The sequence below is a fragment of the Vibrio sp. CB1-5 genome (assembly GCF_059412285.1).
This window is the reverse complement of sequence record NZ_JBJHPB010000012.1, coordinates 51,605-71,958: the sequence shown is the minus strand read 5'-3', so window position 1 is coordinate 71,958 and position 20,354 is coordinate 51,605. Positions and strand designations below refer to the sequence as shown.

Annotated in this window: 21 protein-coding genes; 14 read left to right on the top strand and 7 right to left on the bottom strand. The window is 43.7% G+C overall.

Annotation, left to right across the window (positions count from 1 at the left end; translation table 11 throughout):
- Positions 1-66: 66 nt before the first annotated feature.
- Complete coding sequence (locus ACJB0T_RS10820; RefSeq protein WP_479293384.1) at positions 67-1,023, top strand: Solitary outer membrane autotransporter beta-barrel domain; 957 nt, start codon at positions 67-69, stop codon at positions 1,021-1,023.
- A 27-nt stretch (positions 1,024-1,050) separates the two neighbouring features.
- Here ACJB0T_RS10820 and ACJB0T_RS10815 read toward each other — a convergent pair whose 3' ends face one another.
- Positions 1,051-2,289: a GGDEF domain-containing protein gene (locus tag ACJB0T_RS10815; protein ID WP_479293382.1), complete on the bottom strand. Its 1,239-nt coding sequence runs from the start codon at positions 2,287-2,289 to the stop codon at positions 1,051-1,053.
- A 305-nt stretch (positions 2,290-2,594) separates the two neighbouring features.
- On the opposite strand from ACJB0T_RS10815, the gene ACJB0T_RS10810 reads away from it, so the two are divergent.
- From ACJB0T_RS10810 to pntB, 3 genes are all read left to right on the top strand, one after another.
- On the top strand, positions 2,595-2,870 hold the full coding sequence (locus ACJB0T_RS10810; RefSeq protein WP_479293380.1) for an HlyU domain-containing protein: 276 nt from the start codon (positions 2,595-2,597) through the stop codon (positions 2,868-2,870).
- A 411-nt stretch (positions 2,871-3,281) separates the two neighbouring features.
- The gene (locus ACJB0T_RS10805) at positions 3,282-4,820 is read left to right on the top strand and encodes a Re/Si-specific NAD(P)(+) transhydrogenase subunit alpha (RefSeq protein ID WP_479293379.1); all 1,539 of its coding nucleotides are present in this window, start codon (positions 3,282-3,284) and stop codon (positions 4,818-4,820) included.
- Between the two features lie 9 nt (positions 4,821-4,829).
- Entirely contained in the window at positions 4,830-6,233 is a 1,404-nt protein-coding gene (gene pntB, locus ACJB0T_RS10800) for a Re/Si-specific NAD(P)(+) transhydrogenase subunit beta (protein ID WP_479293377.1), read from the top strand.
- 24 nt (positions 6,234-6,257) lie between these two features.
- Here pntB and ACJB0T_RS10795 read toward each other — a convergent pair whose 3' ends face one another.
- Complete coding sequence (locus ACJB0T_RS10795) at positions 6,258-6,419, bottom strand: hypothetical protein (RefSeq protein ID WP_479294601.1); 162 nt, start codon at positions 6,417-6,419, stop codon at positions 6,258-6,260.
- Here ACJB0T_RS10795 and vxrA point away from each other — a divergent pair.
- The 8 genes from vxrA to ACJB0T_RS10755 all read left to right on the top strand — a co-directional run bounded on the left by vxrA (position 6,365) and on the right by ACJB0T_RS10755 (position 13,009).
- Positions 6,365-7,864 carry a sensor histidine kinase VxrA gene (gene vxrA, locus ACJB0T_RS10790; RefSeq protein WP_479293375.1) on the top strand — a complete coding sequence of 500 codons (1,500 nt, stop codon included), beginning with the start codon at positions 6,365-6,367 and terminating at the stop codon, positions 7,862-7,864. The two genes, ACJB0T_RS10795 and vxrA, sit on opposite strands and share 55 nt — an antisense overlap.
- Complete coding sequence (gene vxrB / locus ACJB0T_RS10785; RefSeq protein ID WP_479293372.1) at positions 7,839-8,498, top strand: response regulator transcription factor VxrB; 660 nt, start codon at positions 7,839-7,841, stop codon at positions 8,496-8,498. The genes vxrA and vxrB overlap by 26 nt, the downstream gene beginning before the upstream one ends.
- Complete coding sequence (locus ACJB0T_RS10780) at positions 8,498-9,376, top strand: DUF2861 family protein (protein WP_479293370.1); 879 nt, start codon at positions 8,498-8,500, stop codon at positions 9,374-9,376. Before vxrB ends, ACJB0T_RS10780 begins: the two co-directional genes overlap by 1 nt.
- 92 nt (positions 9,377-9,468) lie before the next feature.
- Complete coding sequence (locus ACJB0T_RS10775; RefSeq protein ID WP_479293368.1) at positions 9,469-10,614, top strand: conjugal transfer protein TraF; 1,146 nt, start codon at positions 9,469-9,471, stop codon at positions 10,612-10,614.
- 76 nt (positions 10,615-10,690) lie between these two features.
- A complete protein-coding gene (locus tag ACJB0T_RS10770) occupies positions 10,691-10,846 on the top strand; it encodes a YoaH family protein (RefSeq protein WP_479293366.1) in 156 nt (51 codons plus the stop codon).
- Between the two features lie 717 nt (positions 10,847-11,563).
- Positions 11,564-11,722: a hypothetical protein gene (locus ACJB0T_RS10765; RefSeq protein WP_479293364.1), complete on the top strand. Its 159-nt coding sequence runs from the start codon at positions 11,564-11,566 to the stop codon at positions 11,720-11,722.
- Positions 11,722-11,877, top strand: a complete 156-nt coding sequence (locus ACJB0T_RS10760) for a hypothetical protein (RefSeq protein ID WP_479293363.1) — start codon at positions 11,722-11,724, stop codon at positions 11,875-11,877. The genes ACJB0T_RS10765 and ACJB0T_RS10760 overlap by 1 nt, the downstream gene beginning before the upstream one ends.
- A gap of 226 nt (positions 11,878-12,103) precedes the next feature.
- Complete coding sequence (locus ACJB0T_RS10755; protein WP_479293362.1) at positions 12,104-13,009, top strand: hypothetical protein; 906 nt, start codon at positions 12,104-12,106, stop codon at positions 13,007-13,009.
- A gap of 10 nt (positions 13,010-13,019) precedes the next feature.
- Here ACJB0T_RS10755 and ACJB0T_RS10750 read toward each other — a convergent pair whose 3' ends face one another.
- The 3 genes from ACJB0T_RS10750 to ACJB0T_RS10740 all read right to left on the bottom strand — a co-directional run bounded on the left by ACJB0T_RS10750 (position 13,020) and on the right by ACJB0T_RS10740 (position 14,604).
- Positions 13,020-13,442: a DUF3653 domain-containing protein gene (locus tag ACJB0T_RS10750; protein WP_479293360.1), complete on the bottom strand. Its 423-nt coding sequence runs from the start codon at positions 13,440-13,442 to the stop codon at positions 13,020-13,022.
- Positions 13,443-13,922: 480 nt separating this feature from the next.
- Positions 13,923-14,234 (bottom strand): stress response translation initiation inhibitor YciH, encoded by a 312-nt coding sequence (yciH, locus tag ACJB0T_RS10745; protein ID WP_479293358.1) that lies wholly within the window; start codon positions 14,232-14,234, stop codon positions 13,923-13,925.
- Position 14,235: 1 nt separating this feature from the next.
- Positions 14,236-14,604, bottom strand: coding sequence for a DUF3319 domain-containing protein (locus ACJB0T_RS10740; RefSeq protein WP_479293356.1), 369 nt, complete (start codon positions 14,602-14,604; stop codon positions 14,236-14,238).
- Between the two features lie 93 nt (positions 14,605-14,697).
- Here ACJB0T_RS10740 and ACJB0T_RS10735 point away from each other — a divergent pair, with 93 nt between their 5' ends.
- On the top strand, positions 14,698-15,654 hold the full coding sequence (locus ACJB0T_RS10735) for a tyrosine-type recombinase/integrase (protein WP_479293354.1): 957 nt from the start codon (positions 14,698-14,700) through the stop codon (positions 15,652-15,654).
- On the opposite strand, the gene ACJB0T_RS10730 is transcribed toward ACJB0T_RS10735, so the two are convergent.
- Positions 15,651-16,646: a D-alanine--D-alanine ligase gene (locus ACJB0T_RS10730; RefSeq protein WP_479293353.1), complete on the bottom strand. Its 996-nt coding sequence runs from the start codon at positions 16,644-16,646 to the stop codon at positions 15,651-15,653. The two genes, ACJB0T_RS10735 and ACJB0T_RS10730, sit on opposite strands and share 4 nt — an antisense overlap.
- A gap of 162 nt (positions 16,647-16,808) precedes the next feature.
- Positions 16,809-17,423, bottom strand: coding sequence for an SPOR domain-containing protein (locus ACJB0T_RS10725; RefSeq protein WP_479293351.1), 615 nt, complete (start codon positions 17,421-17,423; stop codon positions 16,809-16,811).
- Positions 17,424-17,656: 233 nt separating this feature from the next.
- On the opposite strand from ACJB0T_RS10725, the gene ACJB0T_RS10720 reads away from it, so the two are divergent.
- A complete protein-coding gene (locus ACJB0T_RS10720; RefSeq protein WP_479293350.1) occupies positions 17,657-20,341 on the top strand; it encodes a bifunctional acetate--CoA ligase family protein/GNAT family N-acetyltransferase in 2,685 nt (894 codons plus the stop codon).
- Positions 20,342-20,354: the final 13 nt, after the last annotated feature.

Here is a 20,354-nt window from a genome sequence, read left to right as displayed (position 1 = left end):
TTGTTATTCTTAGCCTAAGGTTTTCAGTGAGCCTAATGTTTGTGTAGTTTTCGTTAAGAGGTTGTTTTGTCGAGAGTCTCTAATATCTTGATGGTCACTGCGGTGATGTATCACTTTTCGGCTCACGCTGATCCGCAGTTCAAAGATATCTTCGAAGAAGACTTTGCCGCAGCGATCATACTTACAGATAGCGAAGCACTGACGTTGGGTTTTAAAGACTTTGACCCAAACTCAATATTCAATATTGATAATGAAAACATTGGATCCCAAGACGCACTTGAGCGCCGCAAGAACATCGGTGTCTCAGCACTGCCTATAACGTTTGACCTTTCCAACGACAAAATGTTCGAACAGCGGGCAGTTGTTCGCTTTTCAGCGCTTAGGATAGAAGACGAAATCCTAGATAGTCCTGATAGCCATAGAAAGTACGTACTTGGAGTGTACAGCGGTTACGAGCAAGAAATACACTTTTCGCCGAACTGGACTTTTGAAACCGGTGTTGGTCTTCACTTGCAGTATCTGCATAGCAATTATGATTTTCAGTCTCCGTTCTCTAAACTCTTCCAACGGTTTATTGACGGAAAACTTGTCAATACATCGGCTTGGGCAACATCCTTACAACCTAAAGTCGGTTTCAATTACAGCAAAGACAAGCAATGGGGCCAAGTAAAGCTTAAGTCCAACTTTAACTATTTCTCTGGTTATGGCTGGGGACAAGCAAACGATGGTGACGTCGGTACACCTGAAGGGTGGTATTGGTCTAATGAAGCTAAGCTGTTTTATGATGTCACCGATTGGGGGCGCTCTATTCAAACAGTATATACCAGTATACGTAGGGTCGATATTGGTGGTGATACAATAGGGGTATTAGGATCCAGTCATTATTATGAAGGCACGGTAGGTTGGCTACTGACGCCACCGTTCCACATACCTATGGTGGATAATGTTGGAATTGGACTCAGCATTAATTATGGCAGTGACTTAAAAGGGGGCAGTATCGTCTTATTCTTTAATCAAGAGTAGTTTGTTCTTTGATTAAGATTAGTGAGGTTATCGAGCACACTGAACTTGGTTACGCCCCTTTTCTTTAGCGCTGTACAATGCTTTGTCTGCCTTTTTGAGGACTTCCTCGGGCTTACGCGTTGTTTTACTGTCCGCGGCACCAATACTCACCGTCACACTCACCGTTGACTGTTGATTCTTGCCACCGCGTTTCCTAGCGCCTTGTTTATTGTCAGCAGGGCGCTTGGCTTCATCTCGAATGACCATCTGATAGTCTTGGATCTGCTCTCGTAACTCATCCAGATAAAGTTTGCTGTCTTTAGCCGTTTTTCCTTTGAATAAGATAGTGAACTCTTCACCACCGTATCGATAGACTTTAGCGTTGCCACCGACCTCTGTCATTCGTGATGCAACAAGTTTGAGCACATCGTCGCCTGTATCGTGTCCATAGGTATCATTGAAGGACTTAAAATGGTCGACATCAAGCATAGCAATAGTGAACTTTCTGCCGAGATGTTTCATATCCATCTCTAGAGCACGTCGACCCGGTATGTTCGTCAATCGGTCACTAAATGCCATTTGGTGACTGGCAGAAATGACATACATAATGATCAGCACACCGGCTAGCGAAAACAGTGTGCTAGAAATATAAGGAATGTGAAAAAAGATAAAGGTGCCGCCCGCCATAAAGATGGAGGCAAAAACGGCAGCATCAATAGGGCGATTGTAATTGAGAAGAAAGATCCCCGTGGCCCCAATAATCGCTACAGTAAAAAGAACCAAAACTAATGGCAAGCGAGAGATTTGGGGGAAGGCCATAAGAAGGTCGCTTTCAAAGCCTGTAAATCCGCCTCCGGTAAAATGGGATAGAATTAATGCACTCCAGCCAACAAAGCTTAAAATCGTGGCACTAAAGATCGCCATACCACGACTGATCACACCGGTATCAGAAAATAGGTAAGCCAAGCAGCACGAAACAGGTAACAGCAGACTTAAAAGCGACAACTCAAGCAGCGTCGTTCCAGACGTCAACGGGCTTTGCAGACGAACTTGAACGACTGCATAAGCAATGAGCATAGATACGGCAACCATCGCCATACGAGAATGCTTAAAGGTGTGGCTGAGCGCGACGGCCGTACCAAACAAAATATAAGGGAGGTTAGTAGCAAAACCTGAGTTTGCTTGGGTGGCGTCAATGATGTGATTTACACCAGTTAGCACCCCAATCATCATCAACACTGGCATGAAGAGACGAAACAAGTTCGAACTGGTAAAAGAGGTCGACATTAAACTAGAACTCAGGTACTTCAATTAAGTTTATTATACAGAGTGTTAGCATACGGTAATTTGATGTTTTGCCAAGTGTTTTGTCATTTAGACGTCAAAAACCTGATCCTTTCCCGCAATGTTTATAAAAACCCTGTTTATGATTAAATGTTTAGAAATTCCTGTTTAGTTCAAACAAGCTCTTTTTGCTCAATTAAAGCTCCCATTTCGGCAGTAGCACGACAACTTTACGAGATTCAAGTTGACCCTAAATTGGAAAATAGAGAACATGAGGTTTTAAGATAACTTGCCGTTAAGGAAAGCCTGTGGGACTGTTTTCAAAATTGTTTGGTGGCGGTAAAGCGCCAGAGCCAAAGCAAGTCGAACCTGTTGAGTACAAAGGGTTCCTCATTTACCAAGAAGCCATCGCAGAGAACGGGCAATATCGTATTGCTGGTCGAATAACGAAAGCATTTGACGATGAAGCTAAAGAGCATCGATTTATTCGCTCTGATGTTCTTGGAACAGAGGGGGACGCCAACGAGCTAATGCTCAAGAAAGCACAAATGTTCATTGATCAAATGGGTGACTCGATCTTTTAACACCTTTTTGATGCATTTTCGTTCTGGAAAGACCAGTTTTAGTCGGTTGATTTAATTGACGTTGGTCATCTGTTTGCAGCAAATATTGTCATAATATGACCTACTTACACGAAAATTTCCCAAAGATAGGCAATACTATACTGGTATGACCTCTAGAGTGAGGTTTTCGTGTGGTTTTTTTACTAGATTAGTTTGTTTAAAAGTCATTACTTTCCGTTATATGTAATGAAATTATGTATTTCAGTTACAAATAGCTTGATGTTGTGAACTCAGTTGGTTAAAAAAGAACAATACTTCTGCCAATAGTTAAGGAATAGCTATGCAAATTGGTGCGCCAATATGCTCCAAGTACGCCTTTGACTTCTGTTTGGTAAGAAAAGTATTCACAAGTTGATACACAAGGAGTCAGTTTTGTTGATAGGTGTGCCAAGAGAAACCCTCGCGGGAGAAACGCGAGTCGCTGCAACGCCAAAATCGGTCGAGCAGTTATTAAAGCTGGGATTTGATGTCTCAGTAGAGTCGCAAGCGGGTGCGCTTGCAAGCTTCGATGATGCGGCTTATGAAGCTGCCGGAGCAACAATTGCTTCATCACAAGAAGTGTGGCAATCAGATTTAGTCCTGAAAGTTAATGCGCCGAGTGATCAAGAAATCGCTTCTCTCAAAGAAGGTGCGAGCCTAGTAAGTTTTGTCTGGCCTGCTCAAAATCCAGAGCTAATGGAAAAGCTTTCTAGCAAAAATATTAATGTGATGGCGATGGATGCGGTTCCTCGCATCTCTCGTGCTCAGGCTCTCGATGCATTGAGCTCCATGGCAAACATCGCTGGTTACCGTGCTGTTGTTGAAGCTGCGCACGAGTTTGGTCGATTCTTCACAGGCCAAATTACTGCGGCAGGTAAAGTTCCGCCAGCGAAAGTATTCGTGGCAGGCGCAGGCGTTGCAGGTCTTGCAGCAATTGGTGCAGCAGGAAGCTTAGGTGCGATTGTGCGCGCGTTCGATGTTCGCCCTGAAGTAAAAGAGCAAGTTGAGTCAATGGGTGCGGACTTCCTTGAAGTTGACTACCAAGAAAACACTGGCTCTGGCGACGGTTACGCCAAAGAGATGTCTGATGACTTCAACAAAAAAGCTGCTGAGCTTTATATGGAGCAAGCTAAAGACGTCGATATCATTATCACAACAGCACTTATTCCAGGCCGTCCAGCTCCAAAACTTGTGACTAAAGAAATGGTAGACGCCATGAAGCCGGGTAGCGTAATCGTTGACCTAGCAGCAGCAAATGGCGGTAACTGTGAGTACACGGTCGCTGATCAAGTCATTACTACAGACAATGGCGTGAAAATCATCGGATACACCGACATGGTTGGTCGTCTTCCTACACAGTCTTCTCAGCTTTATGCGACAAACCTTGTTAACCTTCTCAAGCTACTGTGCAAAGAAAAAGATGGAAACATCGATATTAACTTCGACGATGTTGTTCTTCGCGGCGTCACAGTTGTTAAAGAAGGTGAAGTAACGTGGCCTGCGCCACCAATTCAAGTATCCGCACAACCAGAAGCGCCAAAAGCGGAAGTACCAAAACCAGCTGAAAAAGTTGAAGAACCGACTTCTCCAGTTAAAAAGCTAGCTGGCCTAGTTGCGGCAGTTGGTGTGTTCGGGTGGGTTGCATCCGTTGCGCCTGCAGCATTCTTATCTCACTTTACGGTATTTGTATTGGCTTGTGTGGTTGGTTACTACGTTGTATGGAATGTAACTCACGCACTACACACACCACTTATGTCAGTAACAAATGCAATCTCGGGCATCATTGTTGTAGGTGCGTTGTTACAGATTGGTCAAGGTAATGGCGTTGTGTCATTCCTCGCGTTCATCGCGGTATTGATTGCCAGTATCAACATTTTCGGTGGTTTCACCGTCACCAAGCGCATGCTTGAAATGTTCCGTAAAGATAAATAAGGAGTCACAATGTCTGCAGGATTAGTACAAGCAGCTTACATTGTAGCTGCACTATTTTTCATAATGAGTTTGGCAGGACTGTCTAAGCAAGAGTCGGCTCGTAACGGTAACTATTACGGTATTGCTGGTATGACTATCGCGCTTATTGCGACGATCTTCAGCCCAGATGCTCAAGGTTTTGGCTGGATCATCATTGCAATGGTGATTGGTGCTGCAATCGGTATTTTCTACGCTAAGAAGGTAGAAATGACTGAAATGCCTGAACTGGTAGCGATTCTTCACAGCTTTGTAGGTTTGGCAGCGGTGCTTGTTGGTTACAACAGCTACATCGATCCGCCGGCTATTCCAAATGTTGAAACATTGGCGGCAGCCGAAGTTCACGCACACCACGTAATTCACCTAGTGGAAGTGTTCCTAGGTGTGTTCATCGGTGCAGTAACCTTTACAGGCTCTATTGTTGCTTTCGGTAAACTGCGCGGTGTGATTTCATCATCACCACTAAACATTCCTCACAAGCACAAGTGGAATCTAGCGGCGGTTGTCGTTTCTACACTGCTAATGGTTTACTTCGTGAAAGCTGATGGCAGCATGTTTGCGTTGCTCGTGATGACAGTCATCGCTTTGGTGTTTGGTTATCACTTGGTTGCATCAATCGGCGGTGCAGATATGCCGGTTGTGGTTTCAATGCTGAACTCGTACTCAGGTTGGGCAGCAGCGGCAGCAGGTTTCATGTTGTCAAACGATCTGCTTATCGTAACTGGTGCATTGGTGGGTTCTTCAGGTGCAATCCTGTCTTACATCATGTGTAAAGCAATGAACCGTTCATTTATCAGTGTAATCGCCGGTGGCTTTGGTCAAGAAATCGTGATTTCTAGCGATGAAGAGCAGGGCGAACATCGTGAGACGTCAGCAGAAGAAGTTGCTGAAATGCTGAAGAACAGTAAGTCGGTCATTATCACTCCTGGATACGGCATGGCTGTAGCACAAGCTCAGTACCCAGTACATGAAATCACTGAAAAGCTACGCGCACAAGGTGTTGAAGTACGATTTGGTATTCACCCAGTGGCGGGTCGTCTGCCTGGTCACATGAACGTACTACTAGCGGAAGCGAAAGTACCTTACGACATCGTTCTTGAAATGGACGAGCTGAATGATGACTTTGGCGAAACAGATACCGTTCTTGTTATCGGAGCGAACGATACGGTTAACCCGGCTGCACTAGAAGATCCAAACAGCCCAATCGCTGGTATGCCAGTACTTGAAGTTTGGAACGCACAAAACGTTATCGTGTTTAAGCGTTCTATGAACACTGGCTACGCGGGCGTTCAAAACCCATTGTTCTTTAAAGAAAACACGTCGATGCTATTTGGTGATGCAAAAGACAGTGTTGACGCGATCTCTAAAGCGCTTTAAGACAAACTCCGTCTAAATAAGCCGCTAAGTTTCAAAAGCCAGCAATTGCTGGCTTTTTTTGTGCATATTGACATCAACAAACAGTGAATTAACAAAATAATTGCGTGCACTTAGCTTTCTTCTTGCCGATAATGTGTAAAAATCCATGCCAACAAACGATCTACAAGACGCATCTTTTGAAGACATTACTTTACACCTTATTGCTGTCACTGCCTCTGAGCTATTCCCATACGGTGATGGCTGAGTCTTTGCCTGAACGTATCGATAAGTTCGTAGAGTTTTTCGATTATGAACAGGCTTCTGCTTCATATGATGTGCGAGTGATACAGGCCGACTACCCAACACAGTTGTTGACGCCGGTATCCATGTTGCCGCAAACGACCAAGTACCCGTTAAAAGAAATTCAGCAGTTATATCGCTTAGCTGAAAACTGCAGTGGTACCTTACCGCTAAGCCCGCTGATTACAGAACCTTTAGTCTATACTCGAGCTATGTGTGGTGGTAGGCAACTTTCAAAAAAATGGTTTGCAAGAAGCGGTTTGATACACCCCGGTGGGGGTACCTATGCCGCGCGATACATTATTAAGTATCCCGATAAAAAAGATGCTCTCCAAAAGTACATGCATATCAAAGAGCGTGAACTGGCTCCTCCGGGTTCTTTACTGGGTCGCTTGCAGATTATGGATGAGGCGACGGTTATTTCATTAATCCGTGGCTCATCGATGTTTGTTGAAAACTCTGAGCTTTGGCTAAGGCGAGGGGATATTTACTACTTATTCGATTCGACTATTTGGCTAGAAAATGCGAAAGAAGCAGGATTGAACTTTAAGTTAGCATCACAGACAAACACTTGTTTTGTTCAGCGGGGTAACCTTTGTTGGGAAGTCGAGGATCATTCGGACGTACTCAGAATCAGTATGATCGTGCTGATCATTGCCAATATCTTGTTGGTCATTGGTTGGTCGATCTACCGTTGGAACTCCAAACGACAAGAAATGAAAAGTCGAATGTTGGTGCTACAGATTTTAACTCACGAGCTTCGTACACCAATCGCGAGTTTGTCCTTAACAGTAGAAGGCTTTCGTCGGGAATTTGAGCACCTACCGGAAACTGTATATGATGAGTTTCGACGCCTTTGTGAAGATACACGCCGACTGAGACAATTGGCAGAAGCCAGTAAAGACTATTTGCAGTCAGACAACAAACCCTTAGCGACGGAATGGCTGCCTTCTGTGCAAGATTGGCTAAGCTATAAAGTAGAAGAAGAGTTTGAAGCTGACGTGAAATTGACTATTAATCAAGATGTAGCCGCTAAAATTAATATCTATTGGCTGGGAACCTGCATCGACAACTTGATACGCAACGCGATCAAATATGGTGTTGCACCTGTGAGCGTCAATGTCGTGACGTCATCAAACTCACTTAAAATTGAAGTGATAGACAACGGACAATTAACGGCTAAGGATTGGCGAGAGCTTCGTAAGCCATTTGTAAGCAAAGCCGGATTAGGGCTGGGACTTACGATAGTAGAATCCATGGTTGGTCGAATGGGAGGTAAAATGTACCTCGTTGGCCCACCAACAACTTTTATATTGGAGATACCTTGTGAAACAGACACTGCTACTTGTTGAAGACGACAAGAATCTAGCTGATGGCCTATTAGTAAGTTTAGAGTTGGCAGGTTATAACGTCCTCCACGCCGAGCTTATCTCTCAGGTCGCACAGTATTGGGAGCAAGCAGACTTGGTAATTCTCGACAGACAGCTTCCAGATGGTGACTCTGTAGAGCACCTTGCTGGTTGGAAGCAAACGAAAGATGTGCCAGTTATCTTGCTAACGGCACTTGTGACTGTTAAAGACAAAGTGACTGGTCTAGATGCTGGCGCTAACGACTACCTGACCAAACCATTTGCAGAAGCAGAGCTTTTCGCACGTATTCGTGCGCAACTACGTGCACCAGAAGCAGACGCGGAAGATGCATCAAAGGTTGTGACTGATAGCCTTGTTATCGACAAAGCGACTCGCGAAGTGAACTACAAGGGCGATTTAATTACGCTTACACGTACAGAGTTCGACTTGCTGCTGTTCTTGGCAAGTAACTTAGGGCGCGTATTCACTCGTGATGAGCTACTTGACCATGTATGGGGCTACAATCACTTCCCAACAACCCGTACTGTTGATACGCACGTGCTTCAACTTCGTCAAAAGCTTCCGGGTCTTGAAATTGAAACACTTCGCGGTGTTGGCTACAAAATGAAGGGCTAATGGTTAACGCACGTAAACTTGCAATCATAGCGCTATTGTCGGCATCAACATCTGTTGGTGCCGATTGGTTTGAGGGAACCTCAACCATTTCTCAAGCGCATAAGCATTTACTGAATAATGATCTGGAATCTATGTTTCAGTCATTAGTCGAAGAGTGGCAACAGCAGCCAAGTAAAAGCATAAGATCGCATATAAATAGACTGTTTCTACAATCACTCGGTGTGGATTGTGGTAAAGGTTATTCATCACAACCGTTACCGGATTGGGTTGAAAACGTCGTCGTTAAACAGCAAACGATCCAGAGTCCGGGTCGAGATACTTATCTTTCAACGATTGAGTTAGATTCGGACAAGGTGGTGTCAGAGATCAGCCTAAAACGATGGGTTGATAAACGTGTGTCTAACGACAGTGAGTTTTATGTAACCGGCAGTAGTGACAATGTCACTAACATCACGACTTACGGCATTCGATATAACCTCGCGTCACCTCTGGAAGTTGGACTGTATCGTTTGGATGTCTCTTTACTCAACGGCGAAAGTTGGAGTCAATGGCTAATCCTAACGAACCAGCCGTTGAAACAAACCGTTAGGTGGTCCTCTAAAGATAAATGGCAAGTTGAGAAGAATGCACTTCTTAACCCGTATTGCCCATTACCAAAGCTAGAAGTTGGTCTTTTTGATTATATCGATGGCAAATACACGCAAGTGTGGGGGCAAGAATACGAGTCAGATTATCCAACCACACTTGATACCAAAGGTATTGCACCCGACCGATATGTGCTAGCTGTTTCTATGAAGCAAAGTCGCTGGCAAGGGCCAATTCGATTTGAGCGCGCGCAGATCATAAACAAGACATTTGATGTATCTGCAGACGAGTAGCACATTTTCACTTATTTTCTAGCTAACTCGCTAAAGTATTTATAATTTACGCCGTTAATACCTACACAAAGGATTAACGGCGTTATTTTTATATGAAGACCAAACTAAAAACCCTCGCTTTACTCGTAACTACTGCAACGGCATCAAACCAACTCGCAGCGTCAACACTTTCGATTGATGCAAGAGGAGATGCAATGGGGGGCACGGGTGTTGTGTCTGCTTCATATTTAACCGCACCTTTCTATAACCCGGCTTTAACGGCTATTTACCGACGTAATGACGATGCAGGGATGTTAGTACCGAGTTTAGGGATCAGCTACGACGATCAAGACAACCTACTCGACAAAGTGGATGATGCAGTCAGCGCTGCCGAACGCGATGACTGGGCTGCAACGCAAGCGGCACTTCAAGCGCTTTCTGGTACCCAGGCCAAAGTCGATTTTGGGGGTGCTGTCGCCTTCGGCATCCCAAATCGATTTATTGCAGCGAACATTTTTGGTAAAGCGTACATCGAAAATGTGGCAACGCCTGATATCGCACCTGATAACCCAGACCCAATTCAACAGGCAGTAGATACAGCTATTAAGACAGCGTCTGTAGCCGTTACCGAAATTGGTATTTCATTAGCTAAATATCAGACACTATATGGCCAACACTTCTCGTTTGGACTGTCACCAAAAATCCAGAGAATTTACACGTATACCAGTGTAAATTCATTGCAAGACTTCAAGTTTGATAACATTCGTGAAGATGCTACCAGTGATGTAGCCTTTAATTTAGATGCGGGTGCGTTGTGGTTTCATGGTCCGTTCCGTGCTGGTATCTCTGCAAGAAACATGCTTTCAAGAAGCATTGATACCAAAAGTGGGTTCGTAACAGTAGGCGGGCGTGATGTCGCCTATGGCTACCAATACCAGTTACAGCCGCTTTATACGGTAGGAGCTGGCTTCATTGCTGACTATTTCCAGCTATCGGTGGACTATGATCTGAACAAAGAGAAAAAATTCACTCAGTTTGATGACGATGTACAAATGTTCCGTGCCGGTATTGAGGTCGATTTGGTTCGTCAAATACAGTTAAGAGGAGGGTATCACAAAAACCTCGCTCGAGATTCTGAAGGAACACTAACGGCTGGTATTGGACTAAGTCCACTTAATCTATTTGAACTTTCTGTTGCAGCAAGCTATACATCTCCTCAAGCGATGGGAGCATCAGTCAATTTTCTTGCAACCTACTAATCTAAATCCCTTGCGCTTAACTTGAATTCGTCTATAGTCCTCCAATTACTCATGTCCGTAGTAATTGGAGGACTAAATGTTTGATGATTTACCAACACTAAGCCACGAAGAGCAACAAGCTGCCGTCGAAAAAATTCAAGAGCTCATGAAGCAGGGCATCAGTACCGCCCAAGCAATCAAAATGGTAGCGGAAGAGATTCGTGAAAAAATGAGCAATAAAGAAGACCAATAATCGCGAACAGCATAATCAGCCCACCAAAAGGTGGGCTTTTTTGTGCCTGAAATTCATCTATATAAAAGTCGAATATGTCGCCTCTGATGCCCGTACATCCTTTAAATAGATAGGGTGTTTACACCACAACCCATTAATTTCAACAAGTTACAGCAGGACAAAACGCTAACAAAGTGCCCAGTTGTATGTTTTGCTGTAATTAAGTTACAAGATCGTTTTCAGCGAATTTAAGTGCCAGTGTTTTATGCTGCTTGTAGTTTGGAGGATTCAAGGACAGTAGGCGTTTACAAACCTTTTCCTTGTAATGGTTACTATTTTCATTACTGGATGAGTATCTATTACCTTTCTAGCCAGCTAAAAAAAACAATCTAAGTAAACTCATTTGATTACGCTGTAACTTTTGGGTCGATTACATGTTTTTAATTGGTTTGGGAGACCACATGCGAGCCTGTTCTAAGCAGTATTTATGATTTACGGCGTCACTTGGGATACTAAGCAAAGCCTTAACGCACTATAACTAAATAGATAGGCCATATATTAAAATTAGATTGAAGTAGTTGTGGACAGGTTTTTCTCATCGTATTGACCAAATACGTCTAGTTGTGAGAGGTTTGCCGTGCAGAGGTGAATTGACAGGCTATGTGACAATGTAACGAATGCAATCCAAAGCTATCAGTCCATTCATGGCTTCAACAGCATTCATGAAAAGGGCTTGTATTGATTGGCGCGGCCACCGCAATGATGGCCGGACGCCCAGAATTACTCACGGCCACCGTGACCGAAGAAGGTTTACAAGCAGGGGGCTTAATAGGTACAGCGGTACCGATTGTGCTTGGTCTTTGGGAAGTGATTCGCAACGAATTTAAAGGTAAGTAATGGGAATAACTCAAGCGCTATTTCTATCGGCCGTCACGGGCGTTGCGTCTTCCATTGCCACCGTGATAGCCCTCAAAGTAGACATAAAGTGGATGCGCGAAATACTAAAAGACCATGGCGAACGCATCAATAAATTGGAAACCAACACGCAATAGAGTGGGATAGGGTGCGAGTCACTTCAAAACCTAGCTAACAACGGTTTTAACATTAGGTTTTGAGCTATAGTCTGGTGCGTACTCCATCCATATGGACACTTTTGCTTGCTGTTACTGGATAAAAAAGCCGAACTCTTTGAGTTCGGCTTTTTTATTTCGATCATGATTAGACGTCTAACCTTATGTTAGAATTGATAAATGTTCAAATAGCAGGTGTTGTTATTCTATGAAGGCATGGTTATACAAAGACTTTAAGTTCTGGTTCGGCGGGTGGATACTTGCCTTTATTTTCTCTATTTTTACATACAGTTTTGACAAAGATCTTGGAAGTATACTTTTAAGGTTTTTTGGGGCTCTTTTAATCGCACTGCTAACCGCAATGGCAGCATTTGACCATATGAATACAAATGAAAGAAAGAAATTAGCTCGGGAAGAATACCTAAGGTTTTCAAGTTTACTTTCTGCTTTAGATGAGAGATATCAATTTCTTATTACTTTAAGAGCATCATTCTCAGAACTGCATGCTGAAGATGAATTTGCAAGAGGCTTGGCGCCACCTTTCATAATTATCCCAGAGCAAAATTCGACAATTGACACAACTAGCTTGAATTTTCTATTAAGAGCACAACCTTCGAAAATGAACGAAGCGGATATTAATAGGATAAAGCACTCCGCATTTAACACAGCAAATATTCGTATGCTATCTGGGAATTTTGACTATTTATTGCTTTTGCTAAAGAGTAGAAATGACCTATACCGTGAAATAATCCAATCAACGTTAGATCAACACTATACAGGCCATGGTTTTACAGAGGTTTCGTTAAGGGCTTTCAAACATAACAATATCCCTTATGCCAGATTCACAAACTTTTTGCATCTAACAGAACAAATTGTTGAATTGGCAGATACTTTATATACGGAGTATCGAGGAGCTATAGACGAACTAAGTAAGAACTCAAAGCTTGTAATTGATGAAGCAATAGCCAAAGAAAACTATGGCTATCCGAGCATGCACTATGATTTTGAGAACGAAACCGACAACCCATACATTCCATTATCAATAACTCAATTGAAACTCTTAGGACAAAGAGACTACCCAAATAGCGTTGACTACAGGCAGAAGTTCTTTTGAGATAATTCGTCTACTTGAATTTCGTGGGTATCCAAGGCGCTGCTGTCATGCGGCGTCCGCCACGAAACGGCAACACATTTTCCTTAGCTGGATAGTGCCGCACATTATCCAAATGGCCATGGATCTCAACCATCTGTTTATGTTCATCACGCCAATACACAAAACACTCAAGTTCGTGAGGGCTAAATTCTCGGCCCGTTGGTGTGATGAGCACAGCGCGAGCTTCATCCACACGAAAACCACGCCAGCGCATATCATTGGGCAGATAGCCCAGAGATTTCACAATCAGTAGTTTTTCAGCCATCGGGTTAATCGGGACAGTGCCATCTAGCCAACGCCGAACGGTGGCCACATTCACATGGAAAAACTCAGCGCCTTGACGCACAGATTTAAATTCTCGCCAGTAGAGCGTTTTGAACGAGTCATAAAACATGAAATGTCTCGCAAATTTGAAGTGAGGCGAAAAAAAATTTCCGCCTGATTTTCGGCTGATTTGCGGCTGTGAGAGTCGTAATTTGCCGAGCGCTGCATAATGCGCAGCAGATGTGGAAGCAAGCGACTCACAGCATAGAATCTGCTAAGATATTGAAAAGATGAGTTAAATTGATTTTCGGTATATATATCAAACACTTACAAAGGCTATTGACACAAAGTCAGACCTAAGTCCCTGAATGTTAAATGTTTATATCTAAGTGCGCATTATGTATATTATGTTAAATTACGTATAAGCGAGCTTAATTTGTTTTGCTTTCTAGCTTCTCTATCCCTCTAAAATCCTTCAATTAACCATAACACCGATTTACCATAAAATACCTAATAGCCACATTATCTTAATCTTCGATTTAGATAATGTGGCTTTAGATACAGAAAAGCCAGCAACTTTGCTGCTGGCTTTTATTCTATTCTGGTTTGATTAACCGCCGGCTAATTTTACTGTGTAGCCTTTCTTCTCAAGTGCAGCTTTGATCTTGTCGCGGGCATCGCCTTGAATCTCGATGTTGCCGTCTTTAACTGAGCCGCCACAACCGCATACTTTTTTAAGTTCAGCTGCGAGTAATTTTAGTGGTGCATCATCTAGGTCTAAACCTGTAATGATGGAAACCCCTTTACCTTTGCGACCTTTAGTCTGCTTTTGGATTCGAACAATGCCGTCGCCTTTTGGACGCTCCGGCTTCTTTTGTTCTTCTTTGATACGGCCTGTTTCCGTTGAGTATACGAGAGTCATATTATTTCTTTGCTTGTTCGGCTTTCTTTCTTGCAATTAGGTAAGCTTCGATATGTCTTTGAATGGCAAGCTTACCACCTTTGATAAGTTTACCATTAAACATGCAGTACCACGCGTTGTTTTCACCTGTATCGTTGCGAATGGTAAAACCATGAAAGTTTTCTTGAGTACCTTTCGCAGGTGCTTTTTCTGAACTCACCGTTAACGTCGCTGGATCAATAATTGATGCGGTATCACACCACCAGTCGATACTCTTCTTTACAGCAGCAAGTGTGCCCTGTAATTCGCGATTTTTAATTGTGACTTTCCATGTTTGATTAGAAGAGCCGATAGATTTTAGGGTAAACCCTCGATAACTCGCTAGAGCCATAAAGACTTTTCTCTTGTATCGTTGTTATAACACTGTCCACCTGACATGGTATCAGGTATTGTAAGTCAATCAATTAAGTTATAGTGCACTAGTATGAAAAAAGACATCCCACGAATAACAGAATCTGACCAAGCTAACAAATTTAAAGGCTTATTAAGCACTTCGATCAGTTATGAAGAGTTTGCAGAGATGACTGCAAACCGTTATTCACGTAGTACAAATCTGGCAATGTCTAAAGACTGGCGCAGTTTTAATGACTATTGCCAGCTGCATGGACACCCTTCACTGCCCGCATCAGAAGCGACTTTGCTTGAATTTATTGAGCACACAAGAAAAGAGAAAAAATACAGTAGTGTCAGGCGTTACCTTGTCACTGTATCTTTAGTACATTATCTGCTCGACTTAAAAGACCCTACAAGTTCACACAAGGTTGGTCTTGTTATGAACCAACTAAAAATAGACAGTTATTCAAAGGTTAAACAATCGCGTCCTTTTACTGCTGAACATCTTTCTAACTTGCACACCATTCTCTCTCGCAGCGATGAAAAGAAAGACATCCGTGACCTCGCTATTTACTTTCTCCTGTATGAGTGTGCACTTAAGCGTCGTGATTTAAAGTCGCTAACGGCTGAGGCTATAATAACAGAAAACCTAAGTTACATTGTCACGATTGAAGATAGGCAGTACGTTTTGAGTGAACATGCCGGAGTAAGTATTCAGCGTTGGTTGGACTATGTTCCCTACTCTGTTTTATTCCGAGCTATTGATCGCCATGGAAATATTAGTGATTCAGCATTAGACGACTCTTCGATACATCGCGTTTTAAAACGCGCTGGTCAGTTGCTTGAATTGGATGAGTCGCTGAGCTTTTCCTCTCAATCAGGACGTGTCGGCGCAGTACAAGAATTGTCACGTGAAGGTTTGAAAATAAGAGAAATACAAGAATTTGGGCGTTGGGCGAGTCCGGCAATGCCACTGCAGTACAGTGGCAAAACGTCATTGTCTGAAGAGCAAAAAGCACTCTTCAAGACAAAGAAAAATCACGATTAGTTAAACGCAGACTCAATACAATCTGTTAAAAATTCTGAGAAAGCAACACCGGAGTGCTCCACCATTTTAGGGAACATTGAAATTGGCGTCATACCCGGAAATGTGTTGACTTCATTCAGGTAGATTCTGTTGTCTTCCGTTAGGAAAAAGTCAATTCTGGATAAGTGCTTAAGCTTCATCTGAGTAAAGACTTTGCGTGCTGATTCGTGAATCACAATGCGTTGTTCGTCTGTTAGATTTGTGGCTTCAACGGTTGTTGTCGAATGGCTCTCAGCACTGTACTTCTCGTCATAGCTATAAAACGCACCGTCGGGAGCTGTCACTTCACCTGGTTGTGTTATAACTAGTTTACCTTTGTACTCATATGCTGCGACTTCCAACTCACGCGGCTTAACGGCTTGTTCAACAACCACTTGGTCAGAGTAACCAAACGCAGCATCAATAGCGTTATCAAGCGCCGCTTTTTCTGTTACGCTGTAACACCCAACGGAAGAGCCTTGTTTCGCGGCTTTTACGAATACCTTACCCCACTTGTCAAACGCTTGAGTTGCTGCGTGGTGAGCCTTCTCATCGTTTTCTGTCAGGAAAAGATACGGTGTATTTGGGATTTCAAGCGTGTCGTACCACAATTTAGAAGTGATCTTGTTAAAGCTATTACTGCTCGCTTCTGGACCACACCCCAAATATGGAATACCTGCCATTTCAAACAAAGACTGAATGTCTCCTGTTTCACCCGGAAAACCGTGGATACAAGGAACGACATAATCAATATCGAGCTTAAGGTGCTCTCCCACCAAGGCTTTTTGGTTGAGGTCTAGTACGACAAGGTGTCCATCGCTACACTTCCAACCATCTTTGGTGATCTCGACTCTAGTCACATTAAACTTTGCGTTTAGTTTTAACTGGCTTTCTAGATAGTTCGCAGAGACGAGGGAGACTTCATGTTCGGCAGAGCCACCGCCACACAGAAGAAGGATATTCAGTTTTGACATCTTAAGCTTGTCCTTAGATTGCTTTCAATCGATCATAAACGATTGAACAGCAAGATTCAGTTCTAAATCTGTTAAATTTGCGATTTATTCACTCGTGTGAGCAGATTACATACAAAAATGCCCAGCGCATTTAAGTACTGGGCATTATCGTTACAAAATTAACTAATTTAGTTTGCTCAACGTTGGATAGTCGGACTTTTTGATCTTGTCGATGCTGCGAACGAAAGGCTTTAAGTCTTGGAGCTCTAGTGGCAAGGTTTTAATTGCTTGCTGCGCTTTCACTTTTGATGCGAAGTCTCCGTATAGCAAGGCGTACCACTTGGTTCCATTCACCACTTTGTAGTTTTGCCATACAGGCTGGCTACTGTTTGGCAGTTTATTCGCGAATTGTTCTACTTTGTCTTGGCTTCCTACGGCAACGACTTGAATCGTATAACCAAAACGCACGTTTTGTTCAGCCTGCTTTTTGGAAGGAGGAACGATTTTCACGACTTTGCTGTCTTGTGTTGGCTGAGCTTTAGCTGGTGTTGAGTTTTGTTTAGGTGCTGCTGATGCTGTCTGGACCTGCGTTACCTGAGCTTTTGGCTCGGCTACTTTTTCAGGTTTAGCCATTTTTTCTGGTTCAGCAGTCGCAGCAGTCGCAGCAGTCGTTGCCACCGCCACTGCTACCGGTTGATAATCTTCACGATAACTTTCTGATTTTACTTCTGCTGTATAATCACCAGAGGAACAAGCTGCCAACAAGGTAGCTAAGCTCACAATCATCACTTTCTTCATCGTATCACTGCCTGAATTAACTATTGTCTATCCTTTATCAGACAGGAAAGTCATCTATCGATGATTCCAGAGCCCTGTCTTAATTCCCTGTGACATGTTACACAATAATTGAGGTACAGCAATATGTTATGTCTAATTTTAGGAGCAAACCATCTTTAAACGGTTCAAAGCTGGTCTAGTATTGTTGGATAATGCATCTTATGCCTAGCAACCTTATCGTTCAGGGAGACGCTATGTCTTTGGAAACACTTTTCAAACCTAGCTCTATCGCCGTAATCGGAGCATCAAGTAAACCGAATCGTGCTGGTAGCGTCGTCATCAAAAACCTTTTAATGGGTGGATATCAAGGTACCATATTGCCAGTGCACCCTAGATATAAGTCAGTAAACGGAATCCTCTGCTATCGCTCTGTCAGTGAGCTTCCGTTGATCCCTGACGTGGCCATACTGTGTACTCGCGGCGATCGAAACGTCGACCTGATAAACGATTTAGCCATTGCTGGCGTGAAAGTAGCCATTATCATGGCTTCGGATATGTCTATCGCGTATGACGTCGACTATACCATTGAACAAACCTGCTTGCGTATCGCCCAGCAGGCCGGAATGAAAATAGTCGGACCTAACAGTCTTGGTGTCCTGCTGCCGTGGCAAAACTTCAATGCGTCATTTTCTCCGGTTGATTGTCTTCCGGGAAAGCTGGCTTTTATTTCCCAGTCTTCGGCAGTCTGCACCACGATTTTAGACTGGGCCAACGATAAAAATATCGGTTTTTCAGCATTCGTTTCAATTGGCAATGGAAGCGATGTCGACTTCGATGACATTCTTGATTATCTATCTAGAGATAGTAAGACTGAAGCTATCCTGCTTTACGTTGATTCCATTCGAGACGCCCGCCGTTTCCTTTCTGCTGCTCGTGCCGCTTCACGAAATCGACGAATCTTGGTGCTAAAAGCCGGCCGTCACGCTGGCGGCGCTTCAGCTCAATCAAGGCAAGGTTCACGCTCTTTCGATATTGTGTATGATTCTGCCATTCAAAGAGCAGGTATGTTGCGAGTAAATAACACTCATGAACTCTTTGCAGCAGTTGAAACCCTCACTCATTCGGTGCCTCTCAGAGGGGAACGTTTAGCCATTGTTACCAATGGTATGGGACCGGCGTTAATGGCTCTGGACACATTAGCTGATAAAGGAGGAAGTTTGGCGCAACTCTCAGACAGTACGATTGAAGAGTTGAACACCGTTTTACCTGCCCATTGGCCTAAATCGAACCCGGTAGATCTCGGTGGCGATGCAACCTCTGCTCGATACTGTCAAGCGGTACAAAGGATACTCGATAGTGACGATATTGACGCGCTACTTGTCATGCATAGCCCGTCAGCCACTGCAGAATCTTCACAAACGGCGCGCGAAGTTATTGATACGATTCAAGCACACCCAAAAGCGAAACGCTTTAATATTTTAACCAACTGGTCTGGTGAAGCGACAGCAAAAGAAGCGCGACTACTTTTCACAAGCAAAGGCATTCCTACATACCGAACGCCCGAGAGTGCCGTGACAGCATTTATGCATTTGGTTGAGTACAGGCGAAATCAATGGCAACTGATGGAAACGCCGACCACGACCGACTCATATTCAACAGAACAACTTGATAACGCGCACGAGTGGCTGGCGGCACAAATAGCAACATTACCTGAATCTCGCGGCTCCTCCTCATTAGAGTCACATGTGTGTGAGCAGTTATTTGGTCTTCTTAACCTACCCACACTACCAACTTGGTTAGCTCATGACCCAAGTGAAGCCATACACTTAGCAGACAATATTGGTTACCCGGTTGCGGTAAAGCTTCGTTCACCGGATATTGCACACAAGTCTGACATCCATGGTGTCATGCTTAACCTCAAAGATGCTCAAGAAGTGTCTAATGCAGCGCAGTCCATCTTAGATAGAACACGACTTTCTTATCCAGATGCGCGCATAGAGGGGCTCACTGTTCAGCAAATGGCCAAGGTCGCCGGTGGACAAGAAATCCGCGTAAAAGTACTTAGTGACCCAATATTTGGACCTGCTATTTTTATTGGTCAAGGTGGTTCAGAATGGAACATTGAACGTGAAGCTGTGACTGCTCTGCCCCCTTTGAATATGGCTTTGGCTCGGTATTTGATCATCAATGCTATTAACAAAGGAACGCTAAAGTTCCAGCAATCTCCCAACGCAATTAACCTTGCCAAGCTTGCTGGGTTTCTCGTCAAGATTTCTCAAATAGTCGTAGCTTGTCCCGAAATCTATGAATTGGATATCCACCCACTACTTCTTAACGGGGACGATATTACGATTCTTGATGCATCGGTTGTTATAAAGCGCTACGAGGGAGAACCACAATCTAGGTTGGCGATAAGGCCCTATCCAACTGAGATGGAACAAACCGTGACATTGAGAGATGACACTCAAGTCCTACTTCGCCCAATTCGACCTGAAGATGAGCCCTACCATGCCGATTTCATCAACAACGTCACCAAGGAGGATCTGTACAAGCGATTTTTCTCGGATGTTGGTGAGTTTAATCATGAGGCGCTGGCTAACCTAACTCAGATCGACTACGACCGCGAAATGGCTTTTGTGGCAGTCGATCTAGGCCATAAAACGCCCCATATAATAGGTGTTTCTCGCGTTCTCGTGACACCAGATAACAGTGATGCTGAGTTTGCTATTTTGATCCGCTCCGATCTCAAGGGAAATGGCCTTGGACGTGTATTGATGAACAAGGTGATTGATTACTGTAAAAACAAACAGACCAAGCAGATCTCAGGTATGACAATGCCGACGAACCGAGGCATGCTCACCCTAGCTCAAAAACTTGGGTTTGAGCTCGATGTGCAGTTTGAAGATGGGGTTGCCGACATGGTACTTCGACTAGAGTAGTTGAACGAATATG